At 36.2% G+C, this 16,070-nt stretch carries 13 protein-coding genes; 10 read left to right on the plus strand and 3 right to left on the minus strand.

Annotation, left to right across the window (positions count from 1 at the left end; translation table 11 throughout):
* The first annotated feature begins 3 nt into the window (after positions 1-3).
* On the plus strand, positions 4-372 hold the full coding sequence (gene gcvH / locus M4Z11_RS02495) for a glycine cleavage system protein GcvH (RefSeq protein WP_249675768.1): 369 nt from the start codon (positions 4-6) through the stop codon (positions 370-372).
* A gap of 5 nt (positions 373-377) precedes the next feature.
* Positions 378-3,173, plus strand: coding sequence for an aminomethyl-transferring glycine dehydrogenase (gene gcvP / locus M4Z11_RS02500; RefSeq protein ID WP_249675771.1), 2,796 nt, complete (start codon positions 378-380; stop codon positions 3,171-3,173).
* A 127-nt stretch (positions 3,174-3,300) separates the two neighbouring features.
* On the opposite strand, the gene alr is transcribed toward gcvP, so the two are convergent.
* Both alr and M4Z11_RS02510 read right to left on the minus strand, forming a co-directional pair.
* Positions 3,301-4,422, minus strand: a complete 1,122-nt coding sequence (gene alr, locus M4Z11_RS02505; RefSeq protein WP_249675773.1) for an alanine racemase — start codon at positions 4,420-4,422, stop codon at positions 3,301-3,303.
* A gap of 991 nt (positions 4,423-5,413) precedes the next feature.
* Positions 5,414-7,528 (minus strand): lytic transglycosylase domain-containing protein, encoded by a 2,115-nt coding sequence (locus M4Z11_RS02510; protein ID WP_249675776.1) that lies wholly within the window; start codon positions 7,526-7,528, stop codon positions 5,414-5,416.
* A gap of 253 nt (positions 7,529-7,781) precedes the next feature.
* Between M4Z11_RS02510 and dapA the strand changes: the two genes are divergently transcribed.
* A complete protein-coding gene (dapA, locus tag M4Z11_RS02515) occupies positions 7,782-8,666 on the plus strand; it encodes a 4-hydroxy-tetrahydrodipicolinate synthase (RefSeq protein ID WP_249675778.1) in 885 nt (294 codons plus the stop codon).
* 18 nt (positions 8,667-8,684) lie between these two features.
* Positions 8,685-9,164 carry an SsrA-binding protein SmpB gene (gene smpB / locus M4Z11_RS02520; protein WP_249675780.1) on the plus strand — a complete coding sequence of 160 codons (480 nt, stop codon included), beginning with the start codon at positions 8,685-8,687 and terminating at the stop codon, positions 9,162-9,164.
* Between the two features lie 36 nt (positions 9,165-9,200).
* Here smpB and M4Z11_RS02525 read toward each other — a convergent pair whose 3' ends face one another.
* A complete protein-coding gene (locus M4Z11_RS02525; protein WP_249675782.1) occupies positions 9,201-9,869 on the minus strand; it encodes a uracil-DNA glycosylase in 669 nt (222 codons plus the stop codon).
* A gap of 923 nt (positions 9,870-10,792) precedes the next feature.
* Between M4Z11_RS02525 and rpoZ the strand changes: the two genes are divergently transcribed.
* The 6 genes from rpoZ (at position 10,793) to lepB (ending at position 16,068) form a co-directional block, all read left to right on the plus strand.
* Complete coding sequence (rpoZ, locus tag M4Z11_RS02530) at positions 10,793-11,191, plus strand: DNA-directed RNA polymerase subunit omega (protein ID WP_249675785.1); 399 nt, start codon at positions 10,793-10,795, stop codon at positions 11,189-11,191.
* Between the two features lie 118 nt (positions 11,192-11,309).
* The gene (locus M4Z11_RS02535; RefSeq protein WP_249675787.1) at positions 11,310-13,538 is read left to right on the plus strand and encodes a RelA/SpoT family protein; all 2,229 of its coding nucleotides are present in this window, start codon (positions 11,310-11,312) and stop codon (positions 13,536-13,538) included.
* A gap of 13 nt (positions 13,539-13,551) precedes the next feature.
* Complete coding sequence (gene pyrE / locus M4Z11_RS02540) at positions 13,552-14,130, plus strand: orotate phosphoribosyltransferase (protein ID WP_249675789.1); 579 nt, start codon at positions 13,552-13,554, stop codon at positions 14,128-14,130.
* A gap of 100 nt (positions 14,131-14,230) precedes the next feature.
* The gene (locus tag M4Z11_RS02545) at positions 14,231-14,800 is read left to right on the plus strand and encodes a DUF2062 domain-containing protein (protein WP_249675791.1); all 570 of its coding nucleotides are present in this window, start codon (positions 14,231-14,233) and stop codon (positions 14,798-14,800) included.
* A gap of 5 nt (positions 14,801-14,805) precedes the next feature.
* Complete coding sequence (gene acpS / locus M4Z11_RS02550; RefSeq protein WP_249675794.1) at positions 14,806-15,207, plus strand: holo-ACP synthase; 402 nt, start codon at positions 14,806-14,808, stop codon at positions 15,205-15,207.
* Between the two features lie 78 nt (positions 15,208-15,285).
* Positions 15,286-16,068 (plus strand): signal peptidase I, encoded by a 783-nt coding sequence (gene lepB / locus M4Z11_RS02555; protein WP_249675795.1) that lies wholly within the window; start codon positions 15,286-15,288, stop codon positions 16,066-16,068.
* Positions 16,069-16,070: the final 2 nt, after the last annotated feature.

Below are 16,070 nucleotides of genomic sequence, written 5' to 3' on the forward strand. Positions count from 1 at the left end.
TTTATGTCTGAAATTTATTTTACGCAAGATCACGAATGGGTAAGTGTTGAAGGACAGATTGCTACGGTTGGAATTACCAATCATGCTCAAGAGCAATTAGGTGATTTAGTGTTCGTTGATTTGCCACAGAGCGGAACACATTTTTCTAAGGGAGATGCAGCTGCTGTTGTTGAGTCTGTTAAAGCGGCATCAGACGTTTATGCACCTATTGATGGAGAAGTGATTGAAAGTAATAGAGCTTTAGCAGATGATCCTGCATTGGTAAATCGGCAAGCTGAAAAGGAAGGCTGGTTATGGAAAATGAGGGTACAGGATAAGACACAGCTTGATGAGCTATTAGATGAGCCTTCTTATCATGCGTTGATTGGGTAAAAATCATGCAAGAACATCGTTTTGTTTCGCGGCACATTGGGCTTCGACCTGATGAAATACAAAAAATGCTTAGTGTATTAGCACTTGATTCAATAGAAGCTTTAGTTTCTCAAGCTGTCCCTCAGTCCGTTCATTTGAAACGATTACTTAATTTACCAGAAGCAGCAAGTGAAGCACAAGCTTTGAAAGAATTATCGAAGATTATGGAACGCAATCATGTACGGAAGAGCTTTATTGGGCAAGGCTATTATGGAACATCTGTACCACCTGTTATTTTGCGTAATTTTTTTGAAAATCCAGCTTGGTATACCGCTTATACACCCTATCAGGCAGAGATTAGCCAAGGCCGTTTAGAGCTTTTGTTTTATTTTCAAACATTAGTAAGTGAATTGACGGGATTACCTATTGCTGCTGCTTCACTTCTTGATGAGGCGACGGCTTTAGCTGAAGCTAATGCGGTGGCTGTCCGTTTTGCACGTGAGAAAAAAACAAAAATTTCAATTCAAGGCTTTTTGCATCCTCAAACATTGAGTGTTGCGCAGACACGTGCTCAGACACAAGGAATTCACATAAGCGAAAAGAGCAAAATTTGCTCTGATACGGCGGCTGTTATTTTACCATGGCCAGACACAAGAGGATGCTTTAATGATTACAGTGAAGTCATTAAAGAAGCAAAGGAGAAAGGTGCTCTGGTTATTGTTGTTGCAGATCCTTTAGCACTCACTCTTATGGAAGCACCAGCAAAATGGGGTGCTGATATTGTTGTTGGTTCTATGCAGCGCTATGGAGTCCCAATAGGTTTTGGCGGTCCTCATGCAGGTTATCTCGCAGTGAGTGATGCTTTAATGCGTTTAATTCCAGGGCGTATCGTTGGACAATCAACGGATACGAAAGGGCGTATTGGTTTTCGATTAGCGTTGCAAACTCGTGAACAACATATTCGACGTGATAAAGCAACGTCGAATATATGTACTGCGCAGGCTTTGTTGGCTAATATGGCGGCGGCTTATGCTATTTGGCATGGACCACAAGGCTTACAGGAAATTGCTAAACGTGTTCATCATTTAACATGTCGTTTCGCTGCGGGTTTAGAAGCGGAGGGTGTTCGTTGTGAAGGTAAATATTTTTTTGATTGTATTAGTGTTTTTGTTGAGAAGAGAGCTCAGGATATTGCGGATCAAGCAAAAATGGATGGACGGCTTGTACGTATTCTTGATGATGATTGGGTTGCAATTAATTTTGATGAATTGTCAACAGAAGAAGATGCTATTGCTTTAGCAAAGCTTTTTAACGCTCAATTAGCTGATGAAACTGTTTCAAGGCTTTTTGGTAAAGAGCGCGATTCTGCTTTTCTTTCGCAGTCATTTTTTCATACAGTGTGTTCAGAAACAGATATGATGCGTTTTTTACGTCGTTTATCAGATAAGGATTTAGCACTAGATCGGGCGATGATCCCACTTGGTTCTTGTACAATGAAACTTAATGCTGCTGCTGAATTAATACCTGTGAGTTGGCCTACAGTGGCCAATATACATCCTTTTGCACCTAAAGATGATGCGTTGGGATATCAGGAAATGATGAATCAGTTAAATGCATGGTTATGTGAAATTACAGGATTTGCCCAAGTTTCCTTCCAGCCTAATTCTGGTGCTCAGGGTGAATATGCTGGACTTTTAGCTATTCGCAGATATCATCAATCTCGTGGTGATTATCAACGTAACATTTGTCTTATTCCTGCATCAGCACATGGAACCAATCCAGCCTCAGCACATATGGCAGGGATGGAAGTTGTGGTAGTGAGATGCTTAAGCGATGGTGATGTTGATATTGATGATCTTAAAGTAAAAGCGCAATTGCATAAGACTCATTTGGCAGCTTTAATGATTACCTATCCTTCAACACATGGTGTTTATGAGGAAAACATTAAAGACATTTGTGCCATTATTCATGAAAATGGTGGACAAGTCTATTTCGATGGAGCTAATTTAAATGCACTTGTAGGTCTTGCACGTCCTGCGGATATGGGGGCAGATGTTTGTCACATGAATCTTCATAAAACATTTGCAATTCCTCATGGTGGCGGAGGTCCTGGTGTTGGTCCGATTGGCGTTGGAACGCATTTAAAACCATTTTTACCTGGGCATGAACAAGATAAGACGACGCATGCTGTTTCGGCAGCTCCCTACGGAAGTGCTTCTATTTTAGTGATTACATGGATGTATATTCGGATGATGGGGGCTGATGGACTAAAATGTGCGACACAGATAGCAATATTAAATGCTAATTATATCGCTGAGCGTCTCTCAAAAGCTTATTCTATTCTTTATCGGGGTAAACATGGGCGTGTTGCACATGAATGTATTGTAGATACACGGTTGCTGAAAGAGCAATATGGAGTCAGTGTTGATGATATTGCAAAACGTCTCATTGATTATGGATTTCACGCTCCAACGATGTCATTTCCAGTTCCTGGAACTTTGATGATTGAGCCAACTGAATCAGAACCGAAAGCAGAAATTGATCGTCTTTGTGATGCTTTGTTATCTATTGCTGAAGAGTCTAAGAAAATTGGCGCAGGCATTTGGCCAAAAGATGATAATCCATTGGTGAATGCACCGCATACGTTAGCAGACACTTTAGATGATAATTGGAAACGGGCTTATTCACGAAAAGAAGCTGCTTTTCCTAATCCTCACTTTGATCCAGCGAATAAATATTGGCCACCTGTTTCACGTATTGACAATGTTTCTGGTGATAGAATGTTAATTTGTTCTTGCCCACCATTAGTGAATACCTTTTAAATTTATTTGCTTATGTTTCAATCAAATAAGCTTACGTAAAATCTGTAGAATTGGGTATAAGTTATTTCAATTTTTGTTTAAGATTGATCATGGTTGTCTTAGATTCACTTTATGAGAATACGAAGATTTAAATGTAAATACGTTTATAACGAGAACCAAGTGAGGTAAGAATTTCGTAAGGAATGGTTCCTGCATCTGCAGCAACGTTTTCGATAGTTTGATGTCTTCCAATAAGCTCTACCCAATCACCTCGTTTTGGTTTTTCATGTTTAAGATTGGTTGCATCAACGATAATAGAATCCATAGAGATTTGTCCAATGATGGGTAGCTTGTGTCTTTTAAAATAAACGAAACCTTTATTAGAAAGGTTTCGTAGCCAGCCATCAGCATAACCAATAGAAATGGTGGTAAGAATGCTGGGTTTTTGGGTGATGAAACTTCCTCCATAACCAACAGGAGCCCCTGCTTCGGTGTAACGGCTCTGAATAACTTGAGCCTTAAGTTTTAAAACGGATTTAAGAGATGTGGAATGTTTTTTATGGGGATCAATTCCATAAAGTGCAATACCTGGGCGAACAAGATCAAAATAAAAGTCTGGGCCAAGAAAGATTCCTCCAGAATTAGCAAGTGAGGCTTTACAGGCAGGAAGTTGTGCAAGTGCTGTTTTCATGGCATTTTTTTGGATACAATTGGATGCATGTGTTATATCATCTCCGTTAGCAAGATGACTGATAATATATTTTATGTTTGCTCTTTCGAAGAGAGTGGGATTTTGGATCAACCATTTTAGCTCTTCTTGATCGAGCCCTAGTCGATTCATATTAGTATCAATTTGAATGATTGCTGGAAATTTTTTACCATTTTTTTGACAATGCATTTGCCAGTTTTCAATTTCATGCCGAGAATTAAGAACAGGAACAATACCAGTTTTAATTACGAGTTCTTCTGCAGTAGGGGGAATACCGTTCAGAAGGACAAGGGTGATATTTTGTGGTAAAATTGCTTTTAATTGAAGTGCTTCTTTAAGATGGGCAATAAAAAAAGTGCGGCAACCAGCTTGATAAAGTGCAGGGGCAATTTTTTCAGCTCCTAGCCCATAGGCATCAGCTTTTACAACAGCTGAACATTCTATAGGAGCAACACGTTGGACTAAAGTTTTATAATTAGCGACAATTGCACTAATATCAATAGTTGCTATGGCAGTATAAGGTAAAGTTGCATTTGCTTCATAACCAGCGAATTTATCCATTTTGTAATCCTATCTCTATATAATAAGATGCGAATTTCCTTTTAAATTATTATCCTTATAACTATGCCTATAATATACAAAAATGCGAATATTATCTTTATTTGAAATATAAAAATGGTGAAAGCACTTATTAAAGTGATAGATGCAATGTTGATATAATGAATAAAAGTGTTATTCTCTTTGAATAACAGTTTATTTTGGAAAAATATTTTTTTATTTCAATTTATCTTTTGAAGCAAAAAACATTTATCTAAATGTCATAAGAAAAAATAATAGATGATAAATTATTTAAAAAAGAATTTTACAATACCTTTTAGGGGGTATCTGTATAGTTGTAATATTATAAGAAAATAAAATATATGAAGTAATGATGATATTGATTTTTGCTTTATAAATATAAAGATGGTAGCAATTCAGTTGATTTTACGTTATATTTTCTATGGATGATGCTAAGAGATAGGTTTGAGAGAAAATATAAATATCTTTTAAAACGGATTTGTAAAGTGGTTGTGCACTGTTTTTTCATAAGAAATACGGTTCTATTAAAGAATGCGAAAAAAATGTGCAGTTATTGGCAATCTTCATTATTTAAGAGGTATTGCTTTAGATAATTTTTAAAGCCATTAAATTGAATTTAAAAAGATAGTAAGGCCGGGCATTAGGTGTATTTTGACCATGTTTTTTTAAAATTAGGCTGTCTCTCTGTTGTAGAGATAGGCTAAATTAATGTATGTAACATTTTCATTTCAATCTGTTATATATAAAGTTGGAATAGCAGTGAGAGCTCTAAACTGTTTCAGTGTGTCACTGCATTAGAGGTAGATACTTAATTTACAGGTAAAAGTTAAAGTATATTCTTCACAATTAGGCCAATAATATAATAAAAGATATCACTGCTATGAACTAAAGGGATATTCCGACTTTTATTAAACACTTCAAAAGCAATCACATATATGGCTTTGTGTTTGCTTATTTTGAAATCGATGAGAATTTATGGTTTTTTGTAACCAGCAATGAGATCAGATTTGATATCTGTTGTTCCAGTGAGGCGCGCTTTGTAAATTTCATAATTTTCTATAACACGCATCACATAGTTACGCGTTTCTGTATAGGGAATACGTTCAATCCAATCGACAACGTTATCAAGAGATTGTCCTCTAGGATCACCATAACGTTCTATCCATTCATTTGCACGACGGAAGCCTGCATTATAGCTAATAAGAGCCAATATATAAGATCCATTAAAACGTTTTAGTTGTTCACTTAAAAAATGAACACCTAATATAGTATTATAATTGACATCACTGCTAAATTTTTTGTGAGACCACGCTATTGAATGTTTTTTAGCTAATGCTCTTGCTGTGGTAGGTAACAATTGTAACATACCTTGAGCTCCTGCTTTTGATATAGCGATAGGATTAAATTCGCTTTCTTGGCGTGCAATGGCATAGATGAGTGCTTTTTTTGTTGCAGAAATGTTGATGGATGTTGGAATAGCACCGATAGGATGAGAAAGAGCACTGACAGCCTTACCTTGAAAAACAGCAGTTTTACCAATTTTGAGGCTGGTATAATAGTCACCATTTTTTTCTGACATAACAGCTAAAAGAGCTAGTTCACCAGGATTTTCTATTGTTTTGCTGAGTTCTTGATAAAAAATTTTAGCGAGATTAGCATAGCCAGCAGCTTCAAGCCTTTGGATAATTTGGACACCTTTTCGTGCACTAAAACTTTGCCGTTCATTCATTGTTGGTTTAGGAAAATGAATTTCAAGTTTTTGTTTGTTAAGTCGAGAGGCTGCTAATTGACCATAATAAGTTGTACTAAAATGAGCAGCACGTTGGAAATAATGCTGAGCATTTTTATGTTCACCTAAGGCTTCTGCTGTTCTCCCCATCCAGTAATAGCCACGGGATGTTGAGAGAGGAGAAGAAGAGAGTTGAGAAATACGCGCAAAATGGTGCATTGCTGTCTTGGGATTATGCAAAAACCGAAGTGCATACCATCCTGCATGAAATGCAGCATCAATTTCTAATGAAGGTGTTCCTCCAATATGAGCTGAAACAAGTTGATAAGCGATTTTAGGTTTGTTTAAATCAAGCATTTCGCGAGAAAGAACACGTCGTTCTATCCACCATGCATCAGGGTTAATCAGATTTATTGCATCTCGCGGTGCTCGCATCATGAGTTGTGCAGCAGTATGGTATTGTCCAGTTCGTCGAAAATAACGAATTTTAGCAAATTGTAAGAGAGGATCTTTTCTCCATGATTGATCAACAGTTTTTAGTTTTTGTGCGGCTTGAGGTTCATTTTTTTCAACAGCAGCAAAAGCGTTAAAGAGAGATTGAGCATAGGCTAATTTTGCAATTCGCTGGGCTGAATCGATACGATTTGCATAAAGCATAATCTTCATACGTTTTAAATGATCAATAGGTTTTAATGCAGCGCTTGCATTTTTAAGAATAAGGTCTTCTTCTTGAGCCTTGAGCTGTACTATATGCCACCATGGCGCAATGATTTGTCGCGCACGGGTGGTTTGCCCAGTTGCGATAAGGGCTTTGGCAAGTGCAGCCATTCCTTGTACTGTGAGGGGGGAGTGGTGAGTAAATTTTTGAATAATAGCTTGTGTAGAATTGTTTTCATTAATGAAGGTACGTTCAGCATTGCGTTTCATTATATTCATACCTGGCCAATCTTTTAATTCATTGATGGCACTTAATATTTCAGAGCTTGGTATATTCGTTTGATATGATGTATTGATTGCCCACGTTAAGATATGGCGATCAAGACTGTTTCGAGGCATTGTATTGCGAAGTGCTATTGTTTTTGTAATATCTTTGTTTGAAAGAGTATCTAAGCCGAATTTAAGTTGGCTAGTTCTAGTAATATTAATTCTTGTTGGGGTGTTATTATTTATAGGAGGAATAACCTCAAAAGATTTTTTAAGTTTTTTTATGGTCGTAAGAGAATGAGGATGAACTAAGGGGATTGGTCCATTTTGTGGTAGAAGAACTATTTGTGCTGAGGCGTTTGAGAATAAAATTATAGCTGCCAATTTAAGTATAATAAAGATTGATACAAAAAAGTGAGCAGAGATTATACGCATGGAGGAAAGACCTTTAGATATTGCTTTTTAGGCAACATTTTATAATTTTAAAAGAGAAGCATGAAAGACATGTTAACGGATTAGTTGTGTTTTTAGGAAATGTTCAGCGTACAGAAAAATAGATTAATAATATGGATCAATATTGTAAGATCTTTATGAAATTCAACTTGCTTTGGCTATAGAGCAAGACTATGTTTTATAATAAGGTGACTATTGAAAATAAAATAAAGTTAAATATTATCGGGAGTTTATTATGCTCAAGGGAGCACTAACTGCATTAATCACACCGTTTAATGAAGATGGTGTTATTGATGAAAAGTCATTTTGCAGTTTCGTTGAATGGCAAATTAAACAAGGCATTAACGGTGTGAGTCCCGTTGGAACAACAGGCGAGTCAGCTACTTTAAGTCATGAAGAACATAAGCGAGTTGTAGAATTATGTGTTAAGCAAGTTGCTAAACGTGTTCCTGTTGTTGCTGGGGCAGGATCAAATAGCACAGATGAGGCTCTGAAGCTTGCACAGCATGCAGAGAAAGTAGGTGCAGACGCAGTATTAGTGGTAACCCCTTATTATAATAAGCCTAATCAAAAGGGATTATATGCTCATTTTTCTACTATTGCGAAAGCTATTTCTATTCCCATTGTGATTTATAATATTCCTGGGCGCTCTGTTGTTGATCTCGCTGTAGAAACTATGAAAAATCTTTGTCAGGATTTTAAAAATATCATTGGCATCAAAGATGCAACAGGTAAAATTGAGCGGGTAAGTGAACAACGAGAAAAATGTGGTCAGGATTTTATACAGCTCTCCGGTGATGATAGAACAGCGTTAGGTTTTAATGCACATGGAGGTGTAGGGTGTATTTCAGTTGTATCCAATGTTGCTCCAAAGCTTTGCGCAGAGCTTTATACCGCTTGTCATCGTGGTGATTATAATACAGCATTAGAATTAAATAATCGTTTAATGCCTCTCAATCGCGGAATATTTATTGAGCCCAATCCAGCAGGTATTAAATATGCTGCTGCAAAATTAGGGCTTTGTAGTGATACTGTTCGTTTACCGATTGTTCCATTAGATGATACTACAAAGAGGATTATTGATGCTGCTTTGCAATATGCAGGTCTTATTAAAGAATAAAATGATGTTGAAATAGCCATGAACAACAAAAAAAAGACTGCATCAATACGAAAAGTTATTGCAGATAATCGTAAAGCACGTTTCAATTTTGAAATTCTTGATACTCTTGAGGTCGGTATTGTTCTTCAAGGAACAGAGGTTAAGTCTTTACGTTCTAGTCATGCTAACATTTCTGAAAGTTATGCTAGCTTTGAAAAGGGGGAATTATGGTTGATTAATTCTCATATTCCTGAATATACACAGGCGAATCGTTTTAATCATGAGGCACGTCGTTTACGTAAATTATTACTTTCAAAGCGTGAAATGGCACGTTTCTTTAATGCAACTTCTCGTGAGGGCATGACGATTACTCCACTTAAACTTTATTTTAATGAGCGGGGGCGTGTTAAATTGGAGATTGCTTTGGCGCGTGGTAAAAAACTTCACGATAAACGTGAAACGGAAAAAAAACGGGATTGGGGACGTGAAAAGGCACGACTTTTGAAAAGGCATGGATAATAGGAAAGAAATTTACATATCTTGGTTAGAGAGATTTCAACGTTGATTTAAATAGATTTTTGCAGCTTGGAAGACTTGATAAAACATAGTATCTGTCAAGCGACCGGTATTAGTATTGTAGCGTGAACAGTGATAACTTGAAAAAATACGTAGTCTACCAATATCACTGATTTTTCCGTGACCAAAAGGGTGCGCTAAGATTTTTGCGTTTAAAGCTCGTATAGTGGAGTTATGAGCAATGCTGCCAAGAGTAATGATGGCTTTAAGTTGGGGAAGATTTGTTAAAAGAGGTGAAAAAAAATGCCGACAAGTGTTAATTTCAGCGCTAGTGGGTTTATTTTCTGGTGGGACACAACGTACTGAATTAACAATAGCGGCATCGATGAGCTCGAGGGTATCATCTGCTCTTTCTGCAAAGGTACCTTGAGCAAAGCCAAATTTTTTTAAAGTGGAATAAAGGAGATGTCCAGCATAATCGCCTGTGAAAGGGCGTCCAGTTCGATTTGCTCCACGTAATCCAGGAGCAAGTCCGATGATTAGAAGGCGTGTTGTTGCAGCCCCTTTATGAGGGAAAAATGGACTGACAGGTGCATTGTGCCAATGAGGCTCTTTAATACGCCAGTTAGCGATAAAGTTGTTTAGGCGAGGACACAAATTACAATTTGGTGGCGGTTCTGGGCACAATGATGTTAATTTACTATTCATGGATTGCAGGTACCAATTATGTTTTATCAAAAATCTTTTAAGTTATTTTATTTCATATTCAGTAGAGTATATCTTTGTAAACGATCTTATAATATGTATACAAAGATTTTTTCACAATAGATTAAAATGAATTTCTTGCTGATTGTATTATAGGGAGAACATGTATTGCTATGATTAATTGCTAATACATTGACTGAGATAGTACCAAATGAGTTTAAAGCTCTTTCTATAAAATCTGTGATGTTGATGACTTAATCTAGAGCTAGAGATTCACAGGTAGTGTATTTAGGTAGTGTATTGTTGTGGGTACTTCATTGAGCTTTTTCTCTTCTGAAAAGGGACATGTTATTTCCTTAATTATAGTGGACCTAATTTTTTGTATAGTTATGGATCAAAAAACTATATCTTTTAAAGATGCTTGTGGATTAGGTATATTTTAACGCTGACAAAAGGTTTAGATATTTATGCCTAATAGCCTTTTAATATAGTGTTTTATAGTAGTCTATTATATTAATTAAGTTGATTAAAGCTTTCTTCTCTGCAGTTAGTTTTTTAGCTGCAGTATGCTATCAGTTTTCATTATATTTTAAGTAAATCTTTATAGAATGTAGAGAGAAGGAATTATAGCAATGCGTTTATGTTTATATTGTAATTTTTTTGATAAACGCGCTTATTTTTTTGTACAATTCATTTTCTTTAATTATGATAATCACTGTGTTATTAAGAATGCAATAGTTTGAGATTATTTTGTTTTCAAAAATTTATGGATTTCAGTGTCTTTGTAAACTTAAATTTTTTAAAGAGTTTTGGGGTATTGAGAAAAAAGTAATAAGGTATATGTTGTTTTTCTTGTTTTTTGTTTTGATTATTGTATATACTCTGCAACAATCGTTAATTTTTGAACCTTGAAGAAAGGGACATAAATGGCCCGTGTAACAGTAGAAGATTGTATTGATAAAGTTGATAATCGTTTTGAGTTGGTGCTTTTAGCTGGGCACCGGGCTCGTCAGATTTCACAAGGTGCACAAATTACCATTGATCGTGATAATGATAAAAATCCAGTTGTTGCTTTACGTGAAATAGCAGATAAAACTTTATCACCTGCTGATTTAAAAGAAGATCTTATTCATTCTTTACAAAAGCATGTGGAAGTCGATGAACCAGAGGGAACAATGGAGTTTATTTCTCACTCAGGTGAATCCGGAGATATTTTGGGCTCTTCATCAGAAGCGAGTAATGGTTCATTTGATTACATGTCAGAAGAAGAGCTTTTGGCAGGTATTGAAAGTTTAGTTGTGCCAGAGAAAAATGATGATTATTAATGACCATATCTTATTGAAAAAGTAATACATAGATTATAATTTGGTAGATTTATTTTTTCTTTTATTAGTAGGGTATTCAATAATAATTTAATTACAAAATTTCTGAGGATATATCTATATGATGCGTCAGTGTGAGCTGGTTGAGCGTGTGCAGCGTTACAAGCCTGACGTAGATGCGGCTTTATTAAATAAAGCCTATGTTTATGCAATGCGAAAGCACCGCCATCAAAAGCGTGCTTCAGGTGATCTTTATTTTTCTCATCCTTTAGAAGTTGCTGCTATCTTAACGGATATGCATTTAGATGAAGCAACAATTGCTGTCGCTCTTTTACATGATACAATTGAGGATACAAATGCTACAAGAGCAGAAATTGATCAACTTTTTGGATCTGAAATTGGTAAATTAGTTGAGGCACTTACAAAGCTTAATAAGCTTGATCTTGTATCGAAGAAAGCTGTGCAAGCAGAAAATCTTCGTAAACTTCTTATTGCTGTTTCTGATGATATTCGTGTTCTTTTAGTTAAATTGGCAGATCGTCTTCATAATATGCGTACCCTTGATGTTATGCGTGATGATAAGCGTCGCTGGATTGCTGAAGAGACAATGGATATTTATGCGCCGCTTGCTGGCCGTATGGGTATGCAAGATATGCGTGAAGAGCTAGAGGATCTTTCTTTTTTTTATTTAAATCCAGAGGGTTATCGTACTATTACTGATAGGCTTTCAGAATTATCAGTGCGCAATCGCGATTTGCTTTCCACAATTGAAAAAGAATTGACAAAACTTTTTTTAAAAAACGGTATTAAAGCCAATGTTAAAAGCCGTCAGAAAAAATCTTATTCAATTTTTCGTAAAATGGAAAGCAAGATTTTATCTTTTGAACAATTATCTGATATTTTTGGGTTTCGTGTAATTGTTGAGAGCGTGGATGATTGTTATCGTGCTCTTGGTATTATACACACTACATGGCCGATGGTTCCTGGGCGTTTTAAGGACTATATTTCTATACCTAAACAAAATGATTATCGTTCAATTCATACAACAATTGTTGGGCCTTCAGGGCAACGCATTGAATTACAAATTAGAACTGGTGCAATGGATAGGATTGCTGAATATGGTGTTGCTGCACATGCCATTTATAAAGATCATGGTTCTGATTATTCAACATCAAGATTATCAAGTGAGACTAATGCTTATGCATGGTTGCGTCAAACAATTCAATCTTTGTCAGACGGCCATAATCCAGAAGAGTTCCTAGAATATACAAAACTTGAGCTTTTTCATGATCAGGTTTTCTGTTTTACGCCGAAAGGGCAGCTAATTGCATTTCCAAAAGGTGCTACACCTATTGATTTTGCTTATGCAGTACATACCGATATTGGTAATTCTTGTGTGGGAGTAAAAATCAATGGTCGTATTATGCCTATAATGACCAAATTAAAAAATGGTGATGAAGTTAATATTATATGTTCGCAGACTCAATCTCCACCAGCAGCATGGGAATCGCTCGTTGTAACAGGTAAGGCACGTTCTGCAATTCGTCGAGCAACACGTTCAGCAATACATAAGCAATATTCAGGTTTGGGATGCCGTATTCTTGAACGTTCATTTGAATGTGCGGGAAAACAATTTTCGCAAGATATGCTTAAGCAAATTTTACCACGTCTAGCGCGTAAGGACGTGAACGACGTTTTAGCAGCTGTTGGGCGTGGTGAATTAGCTGCTATAGATGTGGTGAAAGCAGTTTATCCAAATTATCAAGATCATTCTGTGGTGAGAAAGCCATCGTTTAAGTTTAGGGAGAGAAGTTGGTTTAATATTGAAAATGCTCAAGATATGATTTTTAAAATTCTTGAGAATAAAAAAAGCAAAAATTTAAAGAGGGGACATAAGTATAGAGTATTACCTATTCAAGGTACAAAAGGGGATATTCCAGTACAATTTTCTCCTGAGGGAGCTGTGCCGGGAGATCAAATTATTGGTATTATGCAGCCGGGTGCAGGTATTATTATTTATCCGATACAATCTTCGGCTTTAATGGCTTATGCTGATCAGCCAGAACGGTGGATTGATGTACGCTGGGATATTGATTCTAAGATGAATGAACGTTTTCCTGCTCGAATCAATATTGTGGCTGTAAATAATCCTGGTTCTTTAGCTGAAATTACTCAGATCATTTTTGCAAATGATGCCAATATTGAAAATTTATCTTGTGTTCATAAGGCGATAGATTTTACAGAAATTATCATTGATCTTGAGGTTTGGGATTTAAAACATTTAAATTGTATCTTTTCTCAGTTAAAAAGAGCAAGATCAGTGAATATGGTACATCGGGTTTATGGGTGAAAGAGATTTTGCAATGAATACACAAGATGTGATTAATATTTTCAGACAAGCAGATGCCATTTTAGAAGGGCATTTTATTTTAACATCAGGCCGTCATAGTGCTACTTATTTACAGAAGGCAAGAGTGTTTATGCATGCTGATCTTACCGAAAAGTTGTGTTACGCTTTGGCTAAAAAAATTAAGAAATATGTGGAAGGAAAAATTGATTACATAGTTGGGCCTGCAATTGGTGGTCTTATTCCTTCGTACGAGACTTCACGTCATCTTTGTGTTCCTTCTATTTGGGTAGAGCGTGTGAATGGTATATTCCAATTACATCGCTTTGCAATTGAAAAAGATGCACGGGTTGTTATTGTTGAAGATATTATAACAACTGGTCTTTCTATTCGTGAGACCATTGAAGCATTGGTTGAAGCAAAAGCCAATGTGATAGCAAGTGCATGTATTCTTGATCGGTCTGGCGGTAAGGTTAATGTAGGAGTTCCCCTCATTTCACTTGCTGAGTATGAAATTGCATCCTATGATGCTAATGCTGTACCTCCTGAGCTTGCTAGACTTCCAGCTATTAAGCCAGGGAGCCGAAATATTTGATTTTTATTAATTTTTCTATGAAAATGCTTGATAAAATAAACTTGAATAACATAAAATATAAGTATTATTTAGTGTGTACAAGATATATATGAGTAACCATATGTTTTTTAGTTATCGAACACCGATGAATTTTGGAGAGCGTATTCGACGTAAGTTTAGCTTGTGTCGTTTATTTTATTATATACGTAAACGTATTTTACGTATATCAGCAACGCCTCATGAAGTGGCGTTGGGGTTCTCTATTGGTATTTTTGCAGCCTGTTCACCTCTTTTGGGGTTGCACATTATTTTAGCAGTATTTTTTTCTTGGGTTTTACAGGGTAATTTTGCTGCAGCAATTATCGGGACTGTTTTTTCTAATCCATTGACATTTTTACTTATTATTATGGCTGATTATAAAGTGGGTCGCCTATTTTTATTGTTTTTTGGTAATGAAGATGAAATTTCTTTTTCACAAATTCGCACTATGTTAGGTGATTTGACGTTTTCGCAAGCATGGTCATTTTTTGGGGAAACATGGGATTTGATTATGATACCGATGTTTGTGGGTGGAATGTTTTTAGGTGTTATTTTTGGTAGTTTGTCTTATATAGGCGTTTACAGAACAATAATCCATTTTCAAAAAAAATCGCTATCAAAAAAGATGTTCAAAGCAAAAAAGCTTAGGTAATATTTATGATTATTGGTCTTGGCAATGATATGGTTGATATAAGGCGGATTGAGAGGATGTTGGTTCGCTATGGTGGCCGTTTTATACGGCGTATTTTTACAGATGTTGAACAAGAAAAATCTGAAAGTCTCTATCACCGATCTAGTTCCTATGCTAAAAGATTTGCTGCTAAAGAAGCGTGCGCTAAAGCGTTAGGAACAGGGGTTGCTTGTGGTGTTAGTTGGAAAGATATGGGGGTAGTTAATTTACCATCTGGTAAACCTACTATGAGATTAACGAATTGCGCGCGCGAGCGATTAAAAGAACTATTACCTCCTCACCATGAGGTGATGATACATCTCAGTATAACAGATGATTTTCCTTGGGCGCAGGCGTTTGTTATTATAGAAGCACTTCCATGTGTATAGTTGCGTGAGAGATTGCGCTTTTATTATTTGGGCATTATGATGACAAAATAAGTTTTATCTATAAAAAGGTAGTACAGGATGAAGCAAGAAGAAAAAATGAAAAAAAAAGATAAAAAAAGTGAAATTATTGAATTTTTTTCTGTTTTGATACAAGCTTTGTTTTTGGCTGGGATTATTCGTACACTTTTTTTTCAGCCTTTTACTATTCCTTCTGGTTCAATGCGTCCTACTTTGTTAGTGGGGGATTATCTTTTTGTTTCTAAATATGCATATGGGTATTCTCGTTTTTCTATACCTTTCTCTCCTCCTATTTTTTCAGGACGGATTTGGGCATCTCAGCCTAAGCGTGGGGATGTTTTGGTTTTTCGTTTACCGAGCAATCCGGATATTGATTATATTAAACGTGTTATTGGATTACCCGGTGATCGTGTTCAAGTTCGTCAAAGTGTTATCTATATCAATGGTGAAGCTGTTCCACGTCAGTTTATGGGGAAGATTGATAATCCTGATGTGACAGAGGTTAGTTACCCTGTTGATGTTTATCGCGAAACAATGTCTAATGGCGTAAGTTACGATACGCTTAATTTAGGGTTTGTTCCTCAGGTTGATGATACAAAGGTTTTTGAGGTTCCACCAGGACATTATTTTGTGATGGGTGATAATCGTGATAATTCAGATGATAGCCGTTTGAGTGTAGGATATGTTCCGGATGAGAATCTTATTGGCAGAGCCAATTTGATTTTTTTCTCTATTAGTAATGGTTCTAGTGCGTGGCAGATTTGGCGTTGGCCATTTGATGTACGTTGGGATCGTTTATTTTCTTTCATTCATGCTCTTCACTATTTTCCGCTTGATAAATAAGT

This window comes from Bartonella bilalgolemi (assembly GCF_023500045.1).
Lineage (GTDB): Bacteria > Pseudomonadota > Alphaproteobacteria > Rhizobiales > Rhizobiaceae > Bartonella > Bartonella bilalgolemii.

Bases quoted from the DNA above. Each gene is read 5' to 3' on its own strand.
- M4Z11_RS02525 (WP_249675782.1), bottom strand. From the start codon at position 9,869: ATGAATAGTAAATTAACATCATTGTGCCCAGAACCGCCACCAAATTGT.
- pyrE (WP_249675789.1), top strand. From the start codon at position 13,552: ATGAATACACAAGATGTGATTAATATTTTCAGACAAGCAGATGCCATT.
- gcvP (WP_249675771.1), top strand. From the start codon at position 378: ATGCAAGAACATCGTTTTGTTTCGCGGCACATTGGGCTTCGACCTGAT.
- alr (WP_249675773.1), bottom strand. From the start codon at position 4,422: ATGGATAAATTCGCTGGTTATGAAGCAAATGCAACTTTACCTTATACT.
- dapA (WP_249675778.1), top strand. From the start codon at position 7,782: ATGCTCAAGGGAGCACTAACTGCATTAATCACACCGTTTAATGAAGAT.
- M4Z11_RS02510 (WP_249675776.1), bottom strand. From the start codon at position 7,528: ATGCGTATAATCTCTGCTCACTTTTTTGTATCAATCTTTATTATACTT.
- rpoZ (WP_249675785.1), top strand. From the start codon at position 10,793: ATGGCCCGTGTAACAGTAGAAGATTGTATTGATAAAGTTGATAATCGT.
- M4Z11_RS02535 (WP_249675787.1), top strand. From the start codon at position 11,310: ATGATGCGTCAGTGTGAGCTGGTTGAGCGTGTGCAGCGTTACAAGCCT.
- smpB (WP_249675780.1), top strand. From the start codon at position 8,685: ATGAACAACAAAAAAAAGACTGCATCAATACGAAAAGTTATTGCAGAT.
- acpS (WP_249675794.1), top strand. From the start codon at position 14,806: ATGATTATTGGTCTTGGCAATGATATGGTTGATATAAGGCGGATTGAG.
- gcvH (WP_249675768.1), top strand. From the start codon at position 4: ATGTCTGAAATTTATTTTACGCAAGATCACGAATGGGTAAGTGTTGAA.
- M4Z11_RS02545 (WP_249675791.1), top strand. From the start codon at position 14,231: ATGTTTTTTAGTTATCGAACACCGATGAATTTTGGAGAGCGTATTCGA.
- lepB (WP_249675795.1), top strand. From the start codon at position 15,286: ATGAAGCAAGAAGAAAAAATGAAAAAAAAAGATAAAAAAAGTGAAATT.